This is a genomic window from Nonomuraea sp. NPDC003560 (genome assembly GCF_042878785.1).
Lineage (GTDB): Bacteria > Actinomycetota > Actinomycetes > Streptosporangiales > Streptosporangiaceae > Nonomuraea.
In genome coordinates, this window is the sequence record NZ_JBIAOF010000007.1 from 276,508 (window position 1) to 291,979 (window position 15,472).

Genomic DNA, 15,472 nt, shown 5'->3' on the forward strand with positions numbered 1-15,472 from the left:
GCGTATCTCAATCCGTCAGCACATTGCCAGAGTCTTCTCCCCGGCTTACCCGAAGGAGATCAAAGTTAGCGACTGAGCAGGTAGCGCCGGGGCGTGGTGCCGACCGTGCGGCGGAAGGCCGCCAGGAACGCGCTGGCCGTGGCGTACCCCACGCTGTGTGCCACCAACGACACCGGCTGCCCTTCGGCCAGCAGCGGCAGGGCGGCGCGCAGCCGTACCTGCGTGCGCCAATGGTCGAAGCTCATGCCCGTGTCGCGCACGAACAACCGCGTCAACGTCCGCCTGCTCACGCCCGCCGCGCAGGCGTGAGCCTCCAGGCTGCGCGGGTCGGCCGGGTTGGCCAGCAGGGCGGCCGCCACCACCCGGACCCGCTCGTCGGTGGGCTGCGGCACGTCGATGGGCGTGGTGGGCAGCGGGTGTAGCAGGTCGGGCAGCACCGCCTCGGCGCGCAGCCGCGCGTCGTCGGTGAGGTCGGTGCGGGCCAGGTACCCGATCAGCTCGGCCAGTATGCCGTTGACGCTGACCGCCGTGGGCTCGGGCCAGTCCATCGGGCAGCGCTCCGGTGCCAGGTACAGGCTGCAGAGCACGGCGTCGCGGGTCGCGCCGGTCGCGTGGGTAACGCCTGCGGGCAACCACAGTGCCCTGGTGGGCGGCAGGACCCAGTACACCTCGCCCACGCCGACGCTCAGGACGCCGCGACGGGTCCAGGCGAGTTGGTGGTGGGTGTGGCTGTGCGGGGGGATCCATTCCCCCGAGGCGAGCGGGAAGTGGCCGACGATGATCGCGCCTATGTCCTCCATGCGACACAGTTTGGCCTCGTCGCGGATTGTGGCCAAATGCGGCGGATCATAGCGTCGTCGGGTGCCGATGATTGTGTTGTGTCTTGTCCAGTTCATGCTCGTGCTCGATGACACCGTCGTGAGCGTGGCCCTGCCCAGCATCCGCGATGAGCTGGGCTTCGGCGCGGCCGGGTTGCCCTGGGTCGTCAACGCCTACTTCCTAACCTTCGGCGGTTTGCTGCTGCTGTGCGGCCGGATGGCGGACCTGCTGGGCCGCCGTCGCGTCTTCCTCGTGGGGGTCGCGCTGTTCGGGGTGGCCAGCCTGGCCTGCGGGCTCGCGCAGGAGCCGTGGCAGCTCGTGATCGGGCGGTTCGTGCAGGGCGCGGGTTCTGCGATGGCCAGCCCCGCCGCGATGTCGATGATCACGTTGCTGTATCCGGGGCCGGAGCGGGCCAAGGCGCTGGGCGTCTGGGGCGGCATCGCGGCCCTGGGCGGGACCTCGGGCCTGGTGCTGTCCGGGGCACTGACCGATCTGGTCTCCTGGCGCGGGATCTTCCTGATCAACCTGCCCATCGTCGCCGTGGCCCTGGCGCTGCTCCCGCGCCTGGTCCCCGAGTCCCGCGCCCCCGGCCGGCGCCGCCTCGACGTTCCCGGCGCGGTCCTGGTCACCGGCGCCGCGGTGTCGCTGGTGTACGGACTGCTGCGGGCCGGAGAGACCGGCTGGAGCGACCCGATCGTCATCGGCGCCGTCGTGCTGTCCGCGGCCTTGGCGGCGGCGTTCCTGGTGGCCGAGTCGCGGGCGGCGGCGCCGCTGGTGCCCGCGTCGTTCCTGGCCTCGCGGACGCGGGCGGTGGCCAACGTTGCGACCCTGCTGTTCTCGATGGCGATGTACGCGATGTCGTTCCTGCTGATGATCCAGATCCAGACCGTTCTGGACTACAGCCCGCTCCTGGCCGGCATCGCCTACCTGCCCTACGGCGCCGGCATCCTGGCGGGCATGTGGCTGTCCTCCCGCGTCTCTTTCAGGATCGGGACGCGCTGGGCGCTCCTGCTGGCGTTCCTGGTCAACATCGCCGGCCTGCTGCTGCTGTCCGGCGTGGCGGCGGGCGACTCCTACGCCGCCCACGTCCTGCCCGGCATGCTCATACTGAGTGTGGGCAACGGGCTGAGCCTGCCCGTTATGGCGGTGGCCGCGGTCGACGGCACCACCGAGGAGGACGCCGGTCTCGGCTCGGCTCTGTTCACCTCCGTTCAGCAGGTCGGCGGTGCCGTCGGGGTGGCCGCGCTGGCCATCATGGGCTACTCGGGTGGGCTCACGGCGGGCGCGATCTGCGTAGCGCTCGGCGCTGTGATCATCGTCGTGTTGCTGCCGTCGCGGGCCAGTGGCCCGCGGCAGACCGCTGGGCATAAAGCCAGCGACCGAAGCAAGCCGCCAGCTGCTCCCCGGCTATGAGCGGTCGCAGCTCCGCCTGAATCCGAGGGGGCGCGCCCTCTTGGAGAGGCCGACTCCGCGCAATCTCATTCACGCCGACCGAGCGCCGACCTGGACGCCTGCCGTATCCGCAGCACCCACGGCAAAGGCGGAGAACGCCCTACCGACAGGCCGTACGGCGAGGCGCGGGCTTACCGTTACTGCGCCAGAGCTTCCGGGCACTCTGCGTGATGTTCTGGATGCTCATTGTGAGGCTCCTGGCGCCCCTTTCATCAGGAGGCTTTACATGGGCCCCTTTCCCATTTCAACGGTCCTGGCTGGCTAGCTAGCGGCTGTGGTTGGCGGGGGCTTCGAAGATGAGTCCGCGGCCGTCCTCTTCGTCCCAGTCTTCTCCGACCTTGACGAAGCCGAAGCCGGCGATCGTGGCCAGGGACGCCGCGTTGTCGGGGCTGATCGTCGCCCGTACGGTCTTGACCGCCGGTTCGGCCGCGGCCCGGTGCAGCAACTCGATCAGGATGGCTCGGCCGTAGCCCTGGCGACGGAACTCGGGAGCGACCGCGTAGCCGATCTCCACCATGCCCGCCTCGTCGGGCGGTCCGTGAAAGCCGGCATGGCCGACGACGACACCTTCAGGCCCGGTCACCGCCTGCCGCACCATCCACGCTGCGTGGTCAGGATCGGCGGCCATCTGGTCGATGCGAACCCGCCACAGCCACCGTGCTCTGTCTGTCACGAAGTAATCGGTCAGAGCGACCCCGGCCGCATCGCCGGCTGTGGCCAGATCCCCGTCGAGCAGAGCGGACATCGCGGTGCTCGACAACTCGACGAAGCGCACCTGCTTCGGACTGGTGGGGAACGACGTCTGGCGATCGGCTTCATCTGTCACGGTGCGATGGTCGCAAGGTGTCCGACAGACGTCCACGAGTTTTTGGCCCGTTTTCGGTGCTCACCGCAGGAGTGGCAAGGCGCCGGGGGGTAGGCCCTGATTACTGGCGTAACGGATAGTAGTTGATTAATCACTCTATGCTTAGGGTCGGGATTGGGTGGCATCCGCCGCCCCCGTCCCGAAGGGAAATCGATCATGCGACGCATCCCGATCGCGCTGGCCGCCCTCGCCGCCGCCGGCGCCGTGGCGATGGTCCCGCTCGCCACAGCCCAGGCCGCCACCGCCGTTTCGCTGAACGCGCCGATGGCGCGGGCGGGCGAGGTCATCACGTGCCAGGAGGTGGACGCGCAACTGCCGGACATCTTCGCCCGCGCCTGCGACACCGACCACTGGGGGCCTCTGTCCGACTTCGTCATCAACTCCAGAGACCGGGCCGTCTACCGCTGCGTCACCGGCTGGGCCGAAGGCAGCCTGTGGGTCCGTGGCCAAGGATGCCGGCGGCTCCAGACCTCCTGACCGGCCGACGGTTCAGACCGGTGGCCCGAACCGTCGCGGGCGCGTGGGGGAGTCCGTCCGGAAAGTCCGCGAAACGCCGGGACTGGTGACTGCATCGTGAGCGCCGCCGGTCCGGCGGCGGCCGGGAGCGGCCGGGGGGCCGCTCATCCGGCGGGCCGATCCGCCAGGCGGCGCCGAACGTTCCCGCCGGTCCTCCGCCCGCGCCTTGCGGGGGTGACTTGACCCGCTGTGTGTGACTTTGAAGAGATCTTGCCGGCGAACGCTAGGGTGAGATCTCGTGCAGTCGCTCACGCCGGAAGACTTATCGCGGATCGGCCCCTATCGGCTGGTCGGGGTGCTGGGGCGAGGCGGTCAGGGAACGGTTCTCCTGGGGCAGGGGCCGTCCGGCGAGCAGGTCGCGGTCAAGGTGCTGCACGCCGATGCCGCGGCGGACGAGAACGCACGCCGCCGGTTCCTGCGCGAGGCCGAGGCGGCCCGCCGGGTGGCCGCGTTCTGCACGGCGCGGGTGCTGGACACGGGCCTGGTGGCCGGCAGGCCGTACATCGTCAGCGAGCACATTCCGGGGCCGTCGCTCGATCTGCTGGTCAGGACCGAGGGGCCGCGATCGGGCAGCGGGCTGGAGCGGCTCGCGGTGGCCACGCTCACCGCGCTGGCGGCCATCCACCGGGCCGGCATCGTCCACCGCGATTTCAAGCCGCACAATGTGATCATGGGTCCGGAGGGGCCCGTGGTGATCGACTTCGGGATCGCCAGGGTGACCGCCCAGACGGCCACGCACAGCGTGGTGGGCACCCCCGTCTACATGGCGCCGGAGCAGTTCGGCGGCGCGCCGATCACCCCGGCGGCCGACCTGTTCAGCTGGGCGGCCACCATGGTCTACGCGGCCACCGGGCAGCAGGCCTTCCGCGGAGACACCCTTGCGGCGATCATGCACGCCATTCTGACCCGCGAACCCGACCTGTCGTCCGTGCCGCCGGAACTGCGTCCGGTGCTGGCGGCGTGCCTGGTCAAGGAGCCCGCCGCCCGGCCGGACGCCGCGGCCCTGGTACGCCGCCTGACCGGCGACGGACCTCCGGCGCCGCACGGGCCGTCCGGATGGGATGTCCCGTCCCGGCCTGCACCCGGCGACGGCGGCGGGCGGTCGAAGAGGGCCGCCCTGGCCGTCGGCGCTGGAGCGGTCGCTCTGGTGCTGGCAGTGGTGGGCGTACGAGCGGTGGTCAAGGGCGCGGTACGGGGAGCGCTGTCGATCGGCCGGCCCTCCACCGCCGGCTCCTCCCCCCAGCCGAACCCCTCCGACACGCCGATGCCTTCACAGACATCTGCGCAGACACCTTCACAGACACCCTCGCAGACGCCCTCGGAAAAGCCGCGCGAGGACCCGTTCACCCCCGCCGACCTCGACAAGGAGAGCACGGACCCGACCCCGATCACCGCCGACGCCCTGCTCCCGCAGTCCTTCACGAGTGCCATGGGGATGCGCTTCAGCCGTAAGGCGGCCGGGGTGGAGGACTGCCCGAGCCCGTGGCCCGTCGCCCGGGTCAAGTCCGCCCTGCGCAAGGCGCGCTGCGAGGACATGGCCGTGGGCGTCTACATCGGCTCGGGCGCCCCGAAGGGACGCGTCATGGTGACCGTCTGGGTCGTCCCGCTGAAGGACTCGGGCCGGGCCCGCGCCGCGTACGCGAGGCTCAAGGACGCCTACGCGCAGGAGTGGGGCATCCGGTGCCCTCAGACCGGTCCGGGGTCGACCGGAATCTGCTACACGTCGAACTGGTGGGACGTGCAGCTGTCCTCGTGGACCGGGCAGCGCGGCCGGTACGTGATCCGCACCCTCGCCGTCCACACGAACCTCACCAGAGCCGCCGCGGCGGCCAAGTGGCTCAAGGACGCCTCGCGCGCGGCGTTCAAGAACTCGGGCCCCCTGCTCCACCAGAACGGGCAGTGAACGAAACCAACGGCCTACGTGCGGATAATGATCAGTCCGGAAATGTCAAGATCACTTCCTGCTCAAAGCCATCTCCAGTATCAGCCGATCTCTCCGTTAACTCCGGTCTCTTGCTGGGCGACGTTGATCGCGTAAAGATCCCCACGCAAGGAGCTGCCATGATCCGCGCACTCAACCAGCTGGGAGACCGCCTCCTCGACAAACTCCTCCCCTCGGCGAACGCCTCGGCCGCGTGCTGGACCGACTGGTGCTGCCAGGGCAAGTTCTGCCGGACCTGCTGCTACCACGACTCCAGCGGCACGGTCAGCTGCGGCAGCTTCGACTACTGCTGACGCCTCCTCCCGATCTCCCATGACAGCCATGCAGTACGTCGCGCCGGCCTGCCGGGTGGCGCTGGGCGTCGTCTTCCTGGTCGCGGTGGCCGGAAAGGTGCGCGGCAGGTCCGCGTTCGCCGGGTTCCGCGGGTCCGTGCGCGGCCTGGTCCCGCTGGGGCCGCGGGCCGTCACGGCGGTGAGCGGCGCCGTCGTCCTGGCGGAAGGGTGCGTCGTCGTGCTGCTGGCGATCCCCGGGACAGTGCGGGCCGGCGTGCTGCTGGCCGGCACCGTCCTGGTGGGTTTCTGCGCCGGGATCGTCAGGGCGATGCGTTCGGGCGCCACGACGCCGTGCCGGTGCTTCGGCGCCGCCGGGACGCCGCTCGGTGGCCGCCACCTCGTCCGCAACGCCGGGCTGCTCGCGCTGGTCGCCGCCGGGCTCGTGCCGGGGCACGCCGCGCCGCATCCGGCGGGCGTCGTCCTGAGCGTGCTGGCCGGCGGCGTCCTCGCCGTCATCGTGATCTTCTTCGACGACCTCGCCGACCTGTTCGCCGCACAACCGCGTCACCCCTGAGGAGCCCGCATGCCCTATCTCGTCGCCGCCGTCGTCATCGTCGGACTGTTGTGCCTGGTGAACCTGGTGCTGACGCTGGCGGTGATCCGCCGCCTGCGCGCGCACACGCTGCGGCTGTCGGAGCTGGGGCCGACGCGCCCCCCGACGGTGCAGCCGGGCACGACGATCGGCGAGTTCAGCGCGACGACCGCCGACGGCGGGACCGTGTCGCGCGCGTTCTTCTCGGGGATCTCCGTGGTGGCGGTGTTCTCCACCGAGTGCGCGTCCTGCCACGAGCTGCTGCCGGAGTTCACGTCCTACCTCGCCGACACGCGTCCCGAGCGGGTGCTGGCCGTGGTCACGGGCGACCCGGACGAGGCCCGGCGGTTCACCCGCGAGCTGACCTCGGCCACCGTCGTCGTGGAGCCGATGGGCGGCCCGGTGAGCAGGGCGTTGCAGGTCTCGCAGTTCCCCAGCTTCTTCCTGGTCGACGGTGACGCGGTCGTCGTGGCGGCCGACACCGCCCCGGGCAGGCTGCCGGCGGTCACCCGCCGATGACCCCTCCCGCCGGGCACGGTGGCGCCGCCCGGGGACGGCGGGCGCGCGCGGCCGTGGCGCTCGCCTGGCGGGCGCATCCGGCCGCCGTCCTGGGGTCGGGGATCGCGGTGCTGCTCATGGGGCTGGTCCCGGTGGCCGCCGCGTGGCTGACCAAGCTCGTCCTGGACGGCCTGGCCGCCGGGGCGGGGCTCGCCGAGCTGCTGCCGCCGGGCGTGGCCCTCGGCGTGACCGGCCTGGCCGGCGCGGCCCTGCCCGCGGTCGCGGAGTACGCCCAGGAGCAGCTCCGCCGGGCCCTCCAGGTGCTGATCCAGGACCGGCTGTTCCAGGCGGTCAACGCCCATCCGGGGCTGAGCCGGTTCGAGAACCCGGCCTTCCACGACCGCATGCGGCTGGCGCAGGAGGCCGGGCAGAACGCGCCGCAGCGGATCGTCCGCTCGACCCTGGGGATCGCCCAGGGAGCCGTCACCCTCGCCGGGTTCACCGCGGCGCTGGCCGTGCTCGCGCCGGGGATGATCGTCGTGGTGGCGCTCTCCGCGATCCCGTCGGTCCGCGCCCAGCTCGACCTGTCGAGGCGTCGCGCGGGCATGATGTGGGGCGTCAGCTCCATGGCCCGGCGGCAGATCTTCTTCGCCGGCCTGCTCACCAGCCCCGACGCGGCCAAGGAGATCCGCCTGTTCGGGCTGGGCGACCTGCTGCGCGGCCGGATGCTGGCCGAGCTGCGCGCGGTGAACGCCGCCGAGCAGGGGCTGGCCCGCCGGACCCTGCGTACTCAGGGCGCGTTGTCGCTGGTGGGGGCGGCCGTCGCGGCGGCCGGCCTGCTCTGGGCGATCATCGCCGCCGCGTCGGGCGCGCTGAGCGTCGGCGACGTCGCCGTGTTCGTCGCGGCCGTGGCCGGGGTGCAGTCGGCGCTGGCGTCGATCGTCGGCCAGTCGGCGGACGCGCACAACGCGCTGCTGATGTTCGGGCACTACCTCGACGTGGTGGCCGACCCGCCCGACCTGCCCGTGCCGCGGCGGCCGCGGCCCGTCCCGGCGTTGCGCGAGGGCATCGAGGTGCGCGACGTCTGGTTCCGGTACGACGAGGCCCATCCGTGGGTGCTGCGCGGGGTCGACCTCTTCGTGCCCCGCGGCGGCTCGCTCGCCCTCGTCGGCCTGAACGGCGCGGGCAAGAGCACCCTGGTCAAGCTGATCTGCCGGCTGTACGACCCGGTGCGCGGGTCCATCCTGTGGGACGGCGTCGACCTGCGCGAAACGGACCCCGCCGAGCTGCGCGGCCGCATCGGCGCGGTCTTCCAGGACTACATGTCCTACGACCTGACCGCGGCCGAGAACATCGGCCTCGGCGACGTCGCGGCGATCAGCGACCGGGAGCGGGTCGAGGCCGCCGCCCGGCTGGCCGGCGTGCACGAGACGGTCGCCGGGCTGCCGCGGGGCTACGACACGCTGCTGAGCCGGATCTTCTTCGGCGACCGGGACGACCCCCAGGCCGGAGTGGTGCTGTCCGGCGGTCAGTGGCAGCGTCTGGCGCTGGCCCGCGCCCTGATGCGGAAGGGACGCGACCTGCTCGTGCTGGACGAGCCGAGCTCCGGCCTGGACGCGCAGGCCGAGCACGCCATCCACCAGAGCCTGCGCCGCCACCGCGCCGGACGCACCAGCCTGCTGATCTCCCACCGGCTGGGCGCGGTCCGGGAGGCGGACACGATCGTCGTGCTCGCCGAAGGGCGGATCGCGGAGCAGGGCTCGCACGCGGAGCTGATGGCGCTCGGCGGGGAGTACGCGAGCCTGTTCACCCTCCAGGCCCAGGGCTACGAACCGGCCACCCCACCGGACCCGCGGACGGGCGACATCGACCGGACGACGACGCCGAGCACCCGGTCGAACGGCACGTAACCCCACACCCGCGAGTCCTCGCTGACCGGCCCGTCCCCCAGGACCACCAGCCGGCCGGCCGGGACCGTGTCGCCCGGCGACGCCCCCACCCGGCCCGCGACCTCGGGCGGAACCGGGTCGCCCGGCACGGCCACCGCCCGCTTGATGAACCACATGGCCGCCCCCGGCGCCGGCAGCGGCCCGGTACGCCATTCGCCCCCGGGCGGCAACGTCTGCAGCACCACGACCTGACCGCGTCCGACGCCCGCCCCCGTCGTCCTGCGGACGAGCACCCGGTCGCCGGTGCGGTAGGTCGGCAGCATGCTCGCCCCGCTGATCCGGACGACGACCAGGCGCCGCCGGGCGACGGCCAGCCCGGCGGCCAGGGCCGCGATCGGGGCCAGCAGGATCAGGACACGCCGCACGACGCCCTCCCAAGTCGATCATCACCGGAGACTGCCGACACTAGCGGCGGATCTCCTCGCCGGACAGCCCGGACAGCCCGGACAGCCCGTGCGGCCCGCCGAAGGGGCCGCTCACCTCACGGGCCGGGCCGGCCGGGGTGGTCGAGGCCGGCGGTGAGCTGGTCGATCGCCGTGTCGATGCGCCGTGCGAGCAGGGCGGTGTCCGGCGGCCCTGCGGAGGCCGCGGTCTGCCGGAGCCACTGGTCGAGGACGACGCGCAGCGCCGTCAGGGCCGCGGCCGCGCACAGCAGGGGATAGCCGGTGTCGCCGGGACGCCCGGGGGCGGGCTGGCCGACGTGCTCGGCGATCGCCTCGGCCAGAGCCTGCTCCTGCGCGGCGAGCACGGCCAGTTGCTGCGGCACCAGCGTGGGCGCCGACCGGACGAGCTGCAACGCCCGGACGTGGTCGCGGCCGGCGGCGTCGCTCTCCTTCATGACCGTCAGCACGGCCTCGCGGAAGGCGCGCAGGACCGGCTCGGTGCGCGGCCGGGCCCTGAACCGGGCGACGAGCTCCTGCGCGGCGGCGGCCAGCGAGGCCACGACCGCCTCCTCCTTGCTGGAGAAGTAGTTGAAGAACGTGCGCAGCGCGATGTCGGCCTCGCCGGCGATCTGCTCGACGGTCACGTTCTCGACGCCGTGGCGCAGGGCCAGCCGGAGCGCCGCCTCGCGAAGGGCGGCGCGGGTGGCCTGCTTCTTGCGTTCGCGGCGGCCGGGCGACGCGGGCTCCCCGGCGCCCGATGCGAGCTGAACCACCCCGGCCTCCTCTGCCACGGTCCTCATTATGGGCTCCGGCAGGGCGACGGGGCTCCGGCGGGCACTGCGCCCGGTCAGGACCAGGCGACGGGCAGGGAGTGCACGCCGAAGATGAGCATCTCGTCGCGCACCGGCACCTGGCCGGCCGGCACGGCCAGCCGCAGGTCCGGCAGGCGGGTGATCAGCTCCGTCAGGCCGATGCGCATCTCCACCCGGGCGAGCTGCTGGCCCAGGCACTGGTGCACGCCGTGCCCGAAGGCCAGGTGCGGGACGCGGGCGCGGTTGACGTCGAACCGGTCGGCGTCGGGCCAGTGGCGGGGGTCGCGGTTGACCTCGGGCGTGGCGATCACGACGGTCGCGCCGGCGGGGAGGTCGGCGCCGCCCAGCGTGACGGGCTCGGTCGTGACGCGGCTGACGCCGAGCTGGATGATGCTCAGGAAGCGCAGCAGCTCCTCGACCGCGTTGTCGACGAGGGAGGGGTCCGCCCGCAGGGCGGCGAGCTGGTCGGGGTGCTCCAGCAGGGCGAACGCGCCCAGTCCCAGCATGTTGGCGGTGGTCTCGTGGCCCGCGCCGAGCAGGACGAGGGCGACGTCCACGAGCTGGGCGTCGGTCAGCGGCGGGTCGGCGTCGTGGACGAGCCCCGACAGCAGGTCGTCGGCCGGCGCGGCGCGCTTGGCGGCCACCAGCCGCTGCATGAACGCGTACAGCTCGACGCCCGCCACGGCCCGCTCCTCGTCGGTGGAGCCGGCGTTCAGCCCGACGGAGGTGCGTTCCTGGAACTCGGCGCGGTCGGCGTAGTCGACGCCGAGCAGCTCGCAGATGACCAGGGACGGCAGCGGCAGCGCGAACGACGGCACGAGGTCGGCCTCCGTGCCGGCCGCCTTCATCGCCTCGATGTGCTCGACCGCGATCTCGGTGACCCTGGCCTCCAGCTCGCGCATGCGCCGGACGGTGAACTGGCCGGTCAGCAGCCGCCGGATGCGCGTGTGCTCGGGCGGGTCCATGAACACGAAGAAGCCGTCCTCGCGGCTCTCGACGGACGGGCCCGCCGGAAGGACGCCCGCCGCCTGCTCGGCCACCTCGTGCGGTTGCAGCGACGTGGCCTCGCGGTGGCGGACCCGGTCGGCGCTGAAGCGGGCGTCCGACAGGACGGTGCGGGCCTCGTCGAAACCGGTGACCAGCCACGCCCGCGCGCCGTTGAGCAGCTCCACCGGCCGGACCGGGTCCTGGCCGCGCCGCTCCCGCAGGCCCGGCGGCGGGTCGAACGGGCACCCGCCGCGCACGACCAGGTCGGCGGGCAGGATCCGGCGCATCGCCGTGGGGCTCGCGCCGGGGGAGTCGTCGGTCAGGCTGCGGTCGCTCATCGGCACGTCCCTGTTCTCGCGGGTGCGGGCCGTTCCACCCTACAAAGGTGCACGACGCGCATCAATGCACGTTGTGCATGTCCATTCGATCGCCGGATCAAGGTGTGCCCGCGGGCCCACGGGGCAAAGGCACGCATCCGACAGCTCACCCGCACGGGAGGAACGTGATGACGCGACAGCCTGTACGAGCACCGATTGCGGCACCGGTTGCGGGGACGGCGTGAGCGGTAAGGGCTCGCAGGAGGCGACCTACGCGGCGCTGGCCGCCAACCTGGGGATCGCCGTCACCAAGTTCGTGGCGTTCTTCTTCACCGGCTCGTCCTCGATGCTCGCCGAAGGCATCCATTCCTTCGCCGACTCGGGCAACCAGGGGCTGCTGCTGCTCGGCCAGTCCCGCGCCAAGCGCGGGCCCACCCCGTCCCATCCCTTCGGCCACGGGCGCGAGCGGTACTTCTACGCCTTCCTGGTCTCGGTCGTGCTGTTCTTCGGCGGCGGACTGTTCGCCCTGTACGAGGGTTACGAGAAGATCAGCCACCCGAAGCCGCTGGAGAGCTGGCCGTGGGCGATCGGGGTGCTGGTGGGCGCGATCGTCATGGAGGGGCTGTCCCTGCGCACGGCGGTGCGCAACGCCAACCGGGCCCGCGGGGGCCGGTCGTGGCTGCGCTACATCCGCGAGGCCAAGGCCCCCGAGCTGCCCGTGGTCCTGCTGGAGGACACCGCCGCCCTGCTCGGGCTGGCCTTCGCCCTCATCGGGGTCACGCTCACGCTGGTCGTCGGCGACCCGGTCTACGACGGCATCGGCTCGATCGCCATCGGCGTGCTCCTGATCATCGTGGCCGTCACCCTGGCCACCGAGACCAAGAGCATGATCATCGGTGAGTCGGCGTCGCCGGAGGTCCAGCGGGCCATCGAGGAGGCCCTGCGCGAGGACGACGCCGTCGCCTCCTTCACCCGCCTGCGCACCCTGCACCTGGGCCCGGAGGAGCTGCTCGTGGCCGCCCGGGTCACCGTCGCCGAGCAGGGGGACGCCGTGGCCGAGGCGCTGGCCAAGGCCGAGGGGCGCATCCGCGAACGCGTCCCGATGTCCACGGTCGTCTACCTGCAGCCCGAGCCCTGACCCCGCTGCCACTGCCGCACCCAGGAGCGGCCGTAGTCGTTGCCGTGCGGCGTGCGCAGCACGGTGTGGACGTGGAACGGCTTGGGCGTGTCGTAGTCGAGGAAGACGCCGCGGTGGTGGTCGAGCTCGGCGACGATCACCGGTGACTGGAGCCGGTAGTAGAAGACGTCGCCCGGCCGGTGGCCGCCGATCCAGCAGAACCAGGTCTCGTCGAGGTGCGCGGCGATCTCGCGCAGCCGGGCGGCGCGCGGCCCTGCCGGGAGCAGGCCGACGAACGACTCGGCGACGGCCAGCGCGTGCTCCCGGGCCGCCGCGGGCATGGCGGCGACCCGCACCCCCTCGAACGGGATCACGCGGTTGTCCTGGAACGCCCCGGCCAGGTGGCGTTCGTCCCCCGGGTGCACCCGTCCCTCGGGCATCGCCGGGTCGACCATTAGCTCGTGGACGACGGCCTGCCGGCGGTGCTCCTCCGGCAGGGCGGCCATCAGCCGCAGGCCGCGGGCGACCCGGTCGGCGAACAGGTCGCGCAGGCCGGCGTGCGGACCTGCGTCGATCTCGTCGGGCTCGGCGCCGAGGAACACCGGCGACAACGCCATGCGGCCCTCGACGACCAGGCAGTTGAGCGCGCAGTGGTGGCCGTAGAGCTGCCAGCCCCAGGGGGCCCGGGGGTCGGGCGTGCCGTAGAGGGCGAAGTTGTAGCTGAACTCGTTGAGTATCGTCTCCAGGCCGACCACCTCGCCCAGGAAGCCGTTGACCCGCATCACCGCGCGGACGAGCCGGCCGCCCTCGGGCGAGAGCGAGGCGCCCACCAGCGCCAGCGCCCTCTCCCTGACGGCCGGAGCTCGCAGGTCCAGCCGCAGGCCGGTGTCGAACTGCATGAACTCCGGATTGGCCCAGGTCTGCCACGCCACGTCGTCGGCCTCGTGCGAGAGGCGTTCGCGGTCCTCGTCGTCGAGGCAGGCCAGCAGGTCGCGGGCGGCCGACACCATCGCGGCGACCGGCGCCTGCTCGTCGGGGGCGGCCGGTGTCAGCGGGTACAGGCCGTCCCGCAGGACGCCGTCCTCGGTGACGCCGCGGAAGTCGTTGCCGTACAGCGGGGTCCAGCCCTCGATCAGGCCGCCGGTGAACGTCCCCGGCCTCCTGGCCAGCTCGCGGTAGGCGTAGGGGTCGAGGCCGCGTACGCCGGCCAGGCGCGGGTGGTCGTGCGGGAACAGGTACTGGCGGAACTCGCCGGGCATGAGGGCTCTCCGGTCTGTCTCAGACGGTGGTGTTGTGCCGGGCGACGGCGGCCCGTACGGCGCTCTCGTCGCCGGCCGCGATCGCCTCGACCAGGTCGGCGTGGATCCGGTGGCGCAGCTCGCGGTAGCCGGCGTCGGCCGCGTCGTCGGGACGCGGGGACGCGGCGCCCAGATGGCCGAGCGTGCCGATGTAGACGGCCCGGGCCATGGCGTTCGGGCTGATGGCGGCGATGCGCTCGTGCAGGGCCCAGTTGGCGCGCATGAAGGCGTCCCAGCCGGGCGCGAAGTGCAGCCGTCGCAGCAGGCGGCGCAGGTCGGCGACGTCCCGGCGGGTGCGGTTGCGGGCGGCGCCGACGTCGATCAGCTCCTCCAGGTGGTCGCGCAGCTCGACGGCGTCGGCGACCGTGCCCGGCTCCTCGGCGACGCCGAGCAGGGTGTGCCGCAGCCGCACCACCGGGCCGGGGTCGGCGACGAACAGCCCGCCGCCGCGGCCCGGCCGGATCTCCAGCACGCCACGGTCGCGCAGCAGCCGGACGGCCTCGCTGACCGTGGCGTAACCGAGGCCCGTCTCCGCGCGCAGCGACTCCAGCGTGCCGACCGGCTCCCCGGGACCCAGCCCGCGCGACCTGATCCGCTCGTCGAGCGCGGCGGCCAGCCGCTCGGCCCGCGTGCCCGCGCCCTGCCCGAGCGCGGCGGCCGGTTGTCCGGGCGAGGAGGAGTAGGGCATAGTCCGGATCCAACCATAAAACCTGCGAACCTTTGGCAGGTTTTAGCCGCCGTGAGGAGATGAGCGATGAGGATCGTCGGGATCCGCCGGCACGCCGCCGGGGGCGTCGAGGCCGGCGCGTTGTCGGCCGACGGGGCCGAGGTCACCGTGCTCGCCCCGCTGGAGCGGTTCTGGGCCGGCGCGGCCGCCTTCCTGGCCCGCGAGCCGGCCGGCGAGCGGCTCCCGGTCGCGTCGGTCACCCTCGTGCCGCCGGTGCTGCCGGAGGCCCGGGTGATCTGCATCGGGCTGAACTACCTCAGGCACGTCGCCGAGGGCTCCTACGCGGGGGAGGGCGTGCCGCCGCACCCGACGCTGTTCGCCCGCTGGACGCGGTCGCTGACCGTGGGCGGCGTCCCGGTGCCGGTGCCCTCGGGCGAGGACGGCCTGGACTGGGAGGGCGAGGTGGTCGCGTACGTCGGCGCGCCGCTGGTGGACGCGGACCCGGAGGAGGCGCTGGCCGCGGTCGCCGGCTACTCGGTCTTCAACGACCTCACCGCGCGCCGGGCGCAGAAGCTCACCAGCCAGTGGATCCTCGGCAAGAACGCCGACCGGTCCGGCCCGCTCGGCCCGCTGGTGCCCGCGTCCGAGGTCGGTGACCTGCGCGACGGGCTGCGGGTGCGGACCCGGGTGAACGGCGAGGTCGTCCAGGACGGGCGTACCGACGAGATGGTCTACGGCGTCGGCGACACCCTGGCGCTGATCTCGCGCACGTTCACGCTGCGGCCCGGTGACCTGCTGGCCACCGGCACGCCCGCCGGGGTCGGCTACGCGCGCACCCCGCCGTGGCTGCTGCGGCCCGGCGACGTCGTCGAGGTCGAGGCCGAACGTCTCGGCAGCGTGCGCAACCCGATCGTCGGCAACGACGCGCGGGCGCTGACGGGCGCCGGAGGGGTGACCGCGCCGGAGGGGTGAAGCGCGACACTGGG

Annotated in this window: 16 protein-coding genes; 9 read left to right on the forward strand and 7 right to left on the reverse strand. The window is 72.9% G+C overall.

Annotation, left to right across the window (positions count from 1 at the left end):
* Positions 1–65: 65 nt before the first annotated feature.
* Positions 66–800: a helix-turn-helix domain-containing protein gene (locus tag ACFYUV_RS27840; RefSeq protein ID WP_387672760.1), complete on the reverse strand. Its 735-nt coding sequence runs from the start codon at positions 798–800 to the stop codon at positions 66–68.
* Positions 801–867: 67 nt separating this feature from the next.
* On the opposite strand from ACFYUV_RS27840, the gene ACFYUV_RS27845 reads away from it, so the two are divergent.
* Positions 868–2,232 carry an MFS transporter gene (locus ACFYUV_RS27845; protein WP_387673239.1) on the forward strand — a complete coding sequence of 455 codons (1,365 nt, stop codon included), beginning with the start codon at positions 868–870 and terminating at the stop codon, positions 2,230–2,232.
* Between the two features lie 304 nt (positions 2,233–2,536).
* Here the strand turns inward: ACFYUV_RS27845 and ACFYUV_RS27850 are convergent, their stop codons facing one another.
* Complete coding sequence (locus tag ACFYUV_RS27850; RefSeq protein ID WP_387672763.1) at positions 2,537–3,097, reverse strand: GNAT family N-acetyltransferase; 561 nt, start codon at positions 3,095–3,097, stop codon at positions 2,537–2,539.
* Between the two features lie 195 nt (positions 3,098–3,292).
* Between ACFYUV_RS27850 and ACFYUV_RS27855 the strand changes: the two genes are divergently transcribed.
* The 6 genes from ACFYUV_RS27855 to ACFYUV_RS27880 all read left to right on the forward strand — a co-directional run bounded on the left by ACFYUV_RS27855 (position 3,293) and on the right by ACFYUV_RS27880 (position 8,866).
* Positions 3,293–3,613 carry a hypothetical protein gene (locus tag ACFYUV_RS27855; RefSeq protein WP_387672766.1) on the forward strand — a complete coding sequence of 107 codons (321 nt, stop codon included), beginning with the start codon at positions 3,293–3,295 and terminating at the stop codon, positions 3,611–3,613.
* Positions 3,614–3,890: 277 nt separating this feature from the next.
* Positions 3,891–5,555 (forward strand): protein kinase, encoded by a 1,665-nt coding sequence (locus tag ACFYUV_RS27860; protein ID WP_387672769.1) that lies wholly within the window; start codon positions 3,891–3,893, stop codon positions 5,553–5,555.
* 158 nt (positions 5,556–5,713) lie between these two features.
* Complete coding sequence (locus ACFYUV_RS27865) at positions 5,714–5,887, forward strand: hypothetical protein (RefSeq protein WP_352318817.1); 174 nt, start codon at positions 5,714–5,716, stop codon at positions 5,885–5,887.
* A 28-nt stretch (positions 5,888–5,915) separates the two neighbouring features.
* The gene (locus ACFYUV_RS27870; RefSeq protein ID WP_387672771.1) at positions 5,916–6,440 is read left to right on the forward strand and encodes a MauE/DoxX family redox-associated membrane protein; all 525 of its coding nucleotides are present in this window, start codon (positions 5,916–5,918) and stop codon (positions 6,438–6,440) included.
* 9 nt (positions 6,441–6,449) lie between these two features.
* Complete coding sequence (locus ACFYUV_RS27875) at positions 6,450–6,977, forward strand: TlpA family protein disulfide reductase (RefSeq protein ID WP_387672773.1); 528 nt, start codon at positions 6,450–6,452, stop codon at positions 6,975–6,977.
* Complete coding sequence (locus tag ACFYUV_RS27880) at positions 6,974–8,866, forward strand: ABC transporter ATP-binding protein (RefSeq protein ID WP_387672775.1); 1,893 nt, start codon at positions 6,974–6,976, stop codon at positions 8,864–8,866. The genes ACFYUV_RS27875 and ACFYUV_RS27880 overlap by 4 nt, the downstream gene beginning before the upstream one ends.
* Here ACFYUV_RS27880 and ACFYUV_RS27885 read toward each other — a convergent pair.
* The 3 genes from ACFYUV_RS27885 to ACFYUV_RS27895 all read right to left on the reverse strand — a co-directional run bounded on the left by ACFYUV_RS27885 (position 8,782) and on the right by ACFYUV_RS27895 (position 11,425).
* Positions 8,782–9,270, reverse strand: a complete 489-nt coding sequence (locus tag ACFYUV_RS27885) for a S26 family signal peptidase (protein WP_387672778.1) — start codon at positions 9,268–9,270, stop codon at positions 8,782–8,784. The two genes, ACFYUV_RS27880 and ACFYUV_RS27885, sit on opposite strands and share 85 nt — an antisense overlap.
* A gap of 116 nt (positions 9,271–9,386) precedes the next feature.
* Positions 9,387–10,079 carry a TetR/AcrR family transcriptional regulator gene (locus ACFYUV_RS27890; RefSeq protein WP_387672781.1) on the reverse strand — a complete coding sequence of 231 codons (693 nt, stop codon included), beginning with the start codon at positions 10,077–10,079 and terminating at the stop codon, positions 9,387–9,389.
* Between the two features lie 56 nt (positions 10,080–10,135).
* Positions 10,136–11,425 (reverse strand): cytochrome P450, encoded by a 1,290-nt coding sequence (locus tag ACFYUV_RS27895; protein WP_387672784.1) that lies wholly within the window; start codon positions 11,423–11,425, stop codon positions 10,136–10,138.
* A 220-nt stretch (positions 11,426–11,645) separates the two neighbouring features.
* On the opposite strand from ACFYUV_RS27895, the gene ACFYUV_RS27900 reads away from it, so the two are divergent.
* On the forward strand, positions 11,646–12,542 hold the full coding sequence (locus ACFYUV_RS27900) for a cation diffusion facilitator family transporter (RefSeq protein WP_387672787.1): 897 nt from the start codon (positions 11,646–11,648) through the stop codon (positions 12,540–12,542).
* Here ACFYUV_RS27900 and ACFYUV_RS27905 read toward each other — a convergent pair.
* Complete coding sequence (locus tag ACFYUV_RS27905; protein WP_387672790.1) at positions 12,521–13,780, reverse strand: DUF3500 domain-containing protein; 1,260 nt, start codon at positions 13,778–13,780, stop codon at positions 12,521–12,523. The two genes, ACFYUV_RS27900 and ACFYUV_RS27905, sit on opposite strands and share 22 nt — an antisense overlap.
* A 19-nt stretch (positions 13,781–13,799) precedes the next feature.
* Positions 13,800–14,507, reverse strand: coding sequence for a FadR/GntR family transcriptional regulator (locus ACFYUV_RS27910; protein ID WP_387672792.1), 708 nt, complete (start codon positions 14,505–14,507; stop codon positions 13,800–13,802).
* 66 nt (positions 14,508–14,573) lie between these two features.
* Between ACFYUV_RS27910 and ACFYUV_RS27915 the strand changes: the two genes are divergently transcribed.
* Positions 14,574–15,458 (forward strand): fumarylacetoacetate hydrolase family protein, encoded by an 885-nt coding sequence (locus tag ACFYUV_RS27915; protein ID WP_387672795.1) that lies wholly within the window; start codon positions 14,574–14,576, stop codon positions 15,456–15,458.
* The last annotated feature ends 14 nt before the right edge of the window (positions 15,459–15,472 follow it).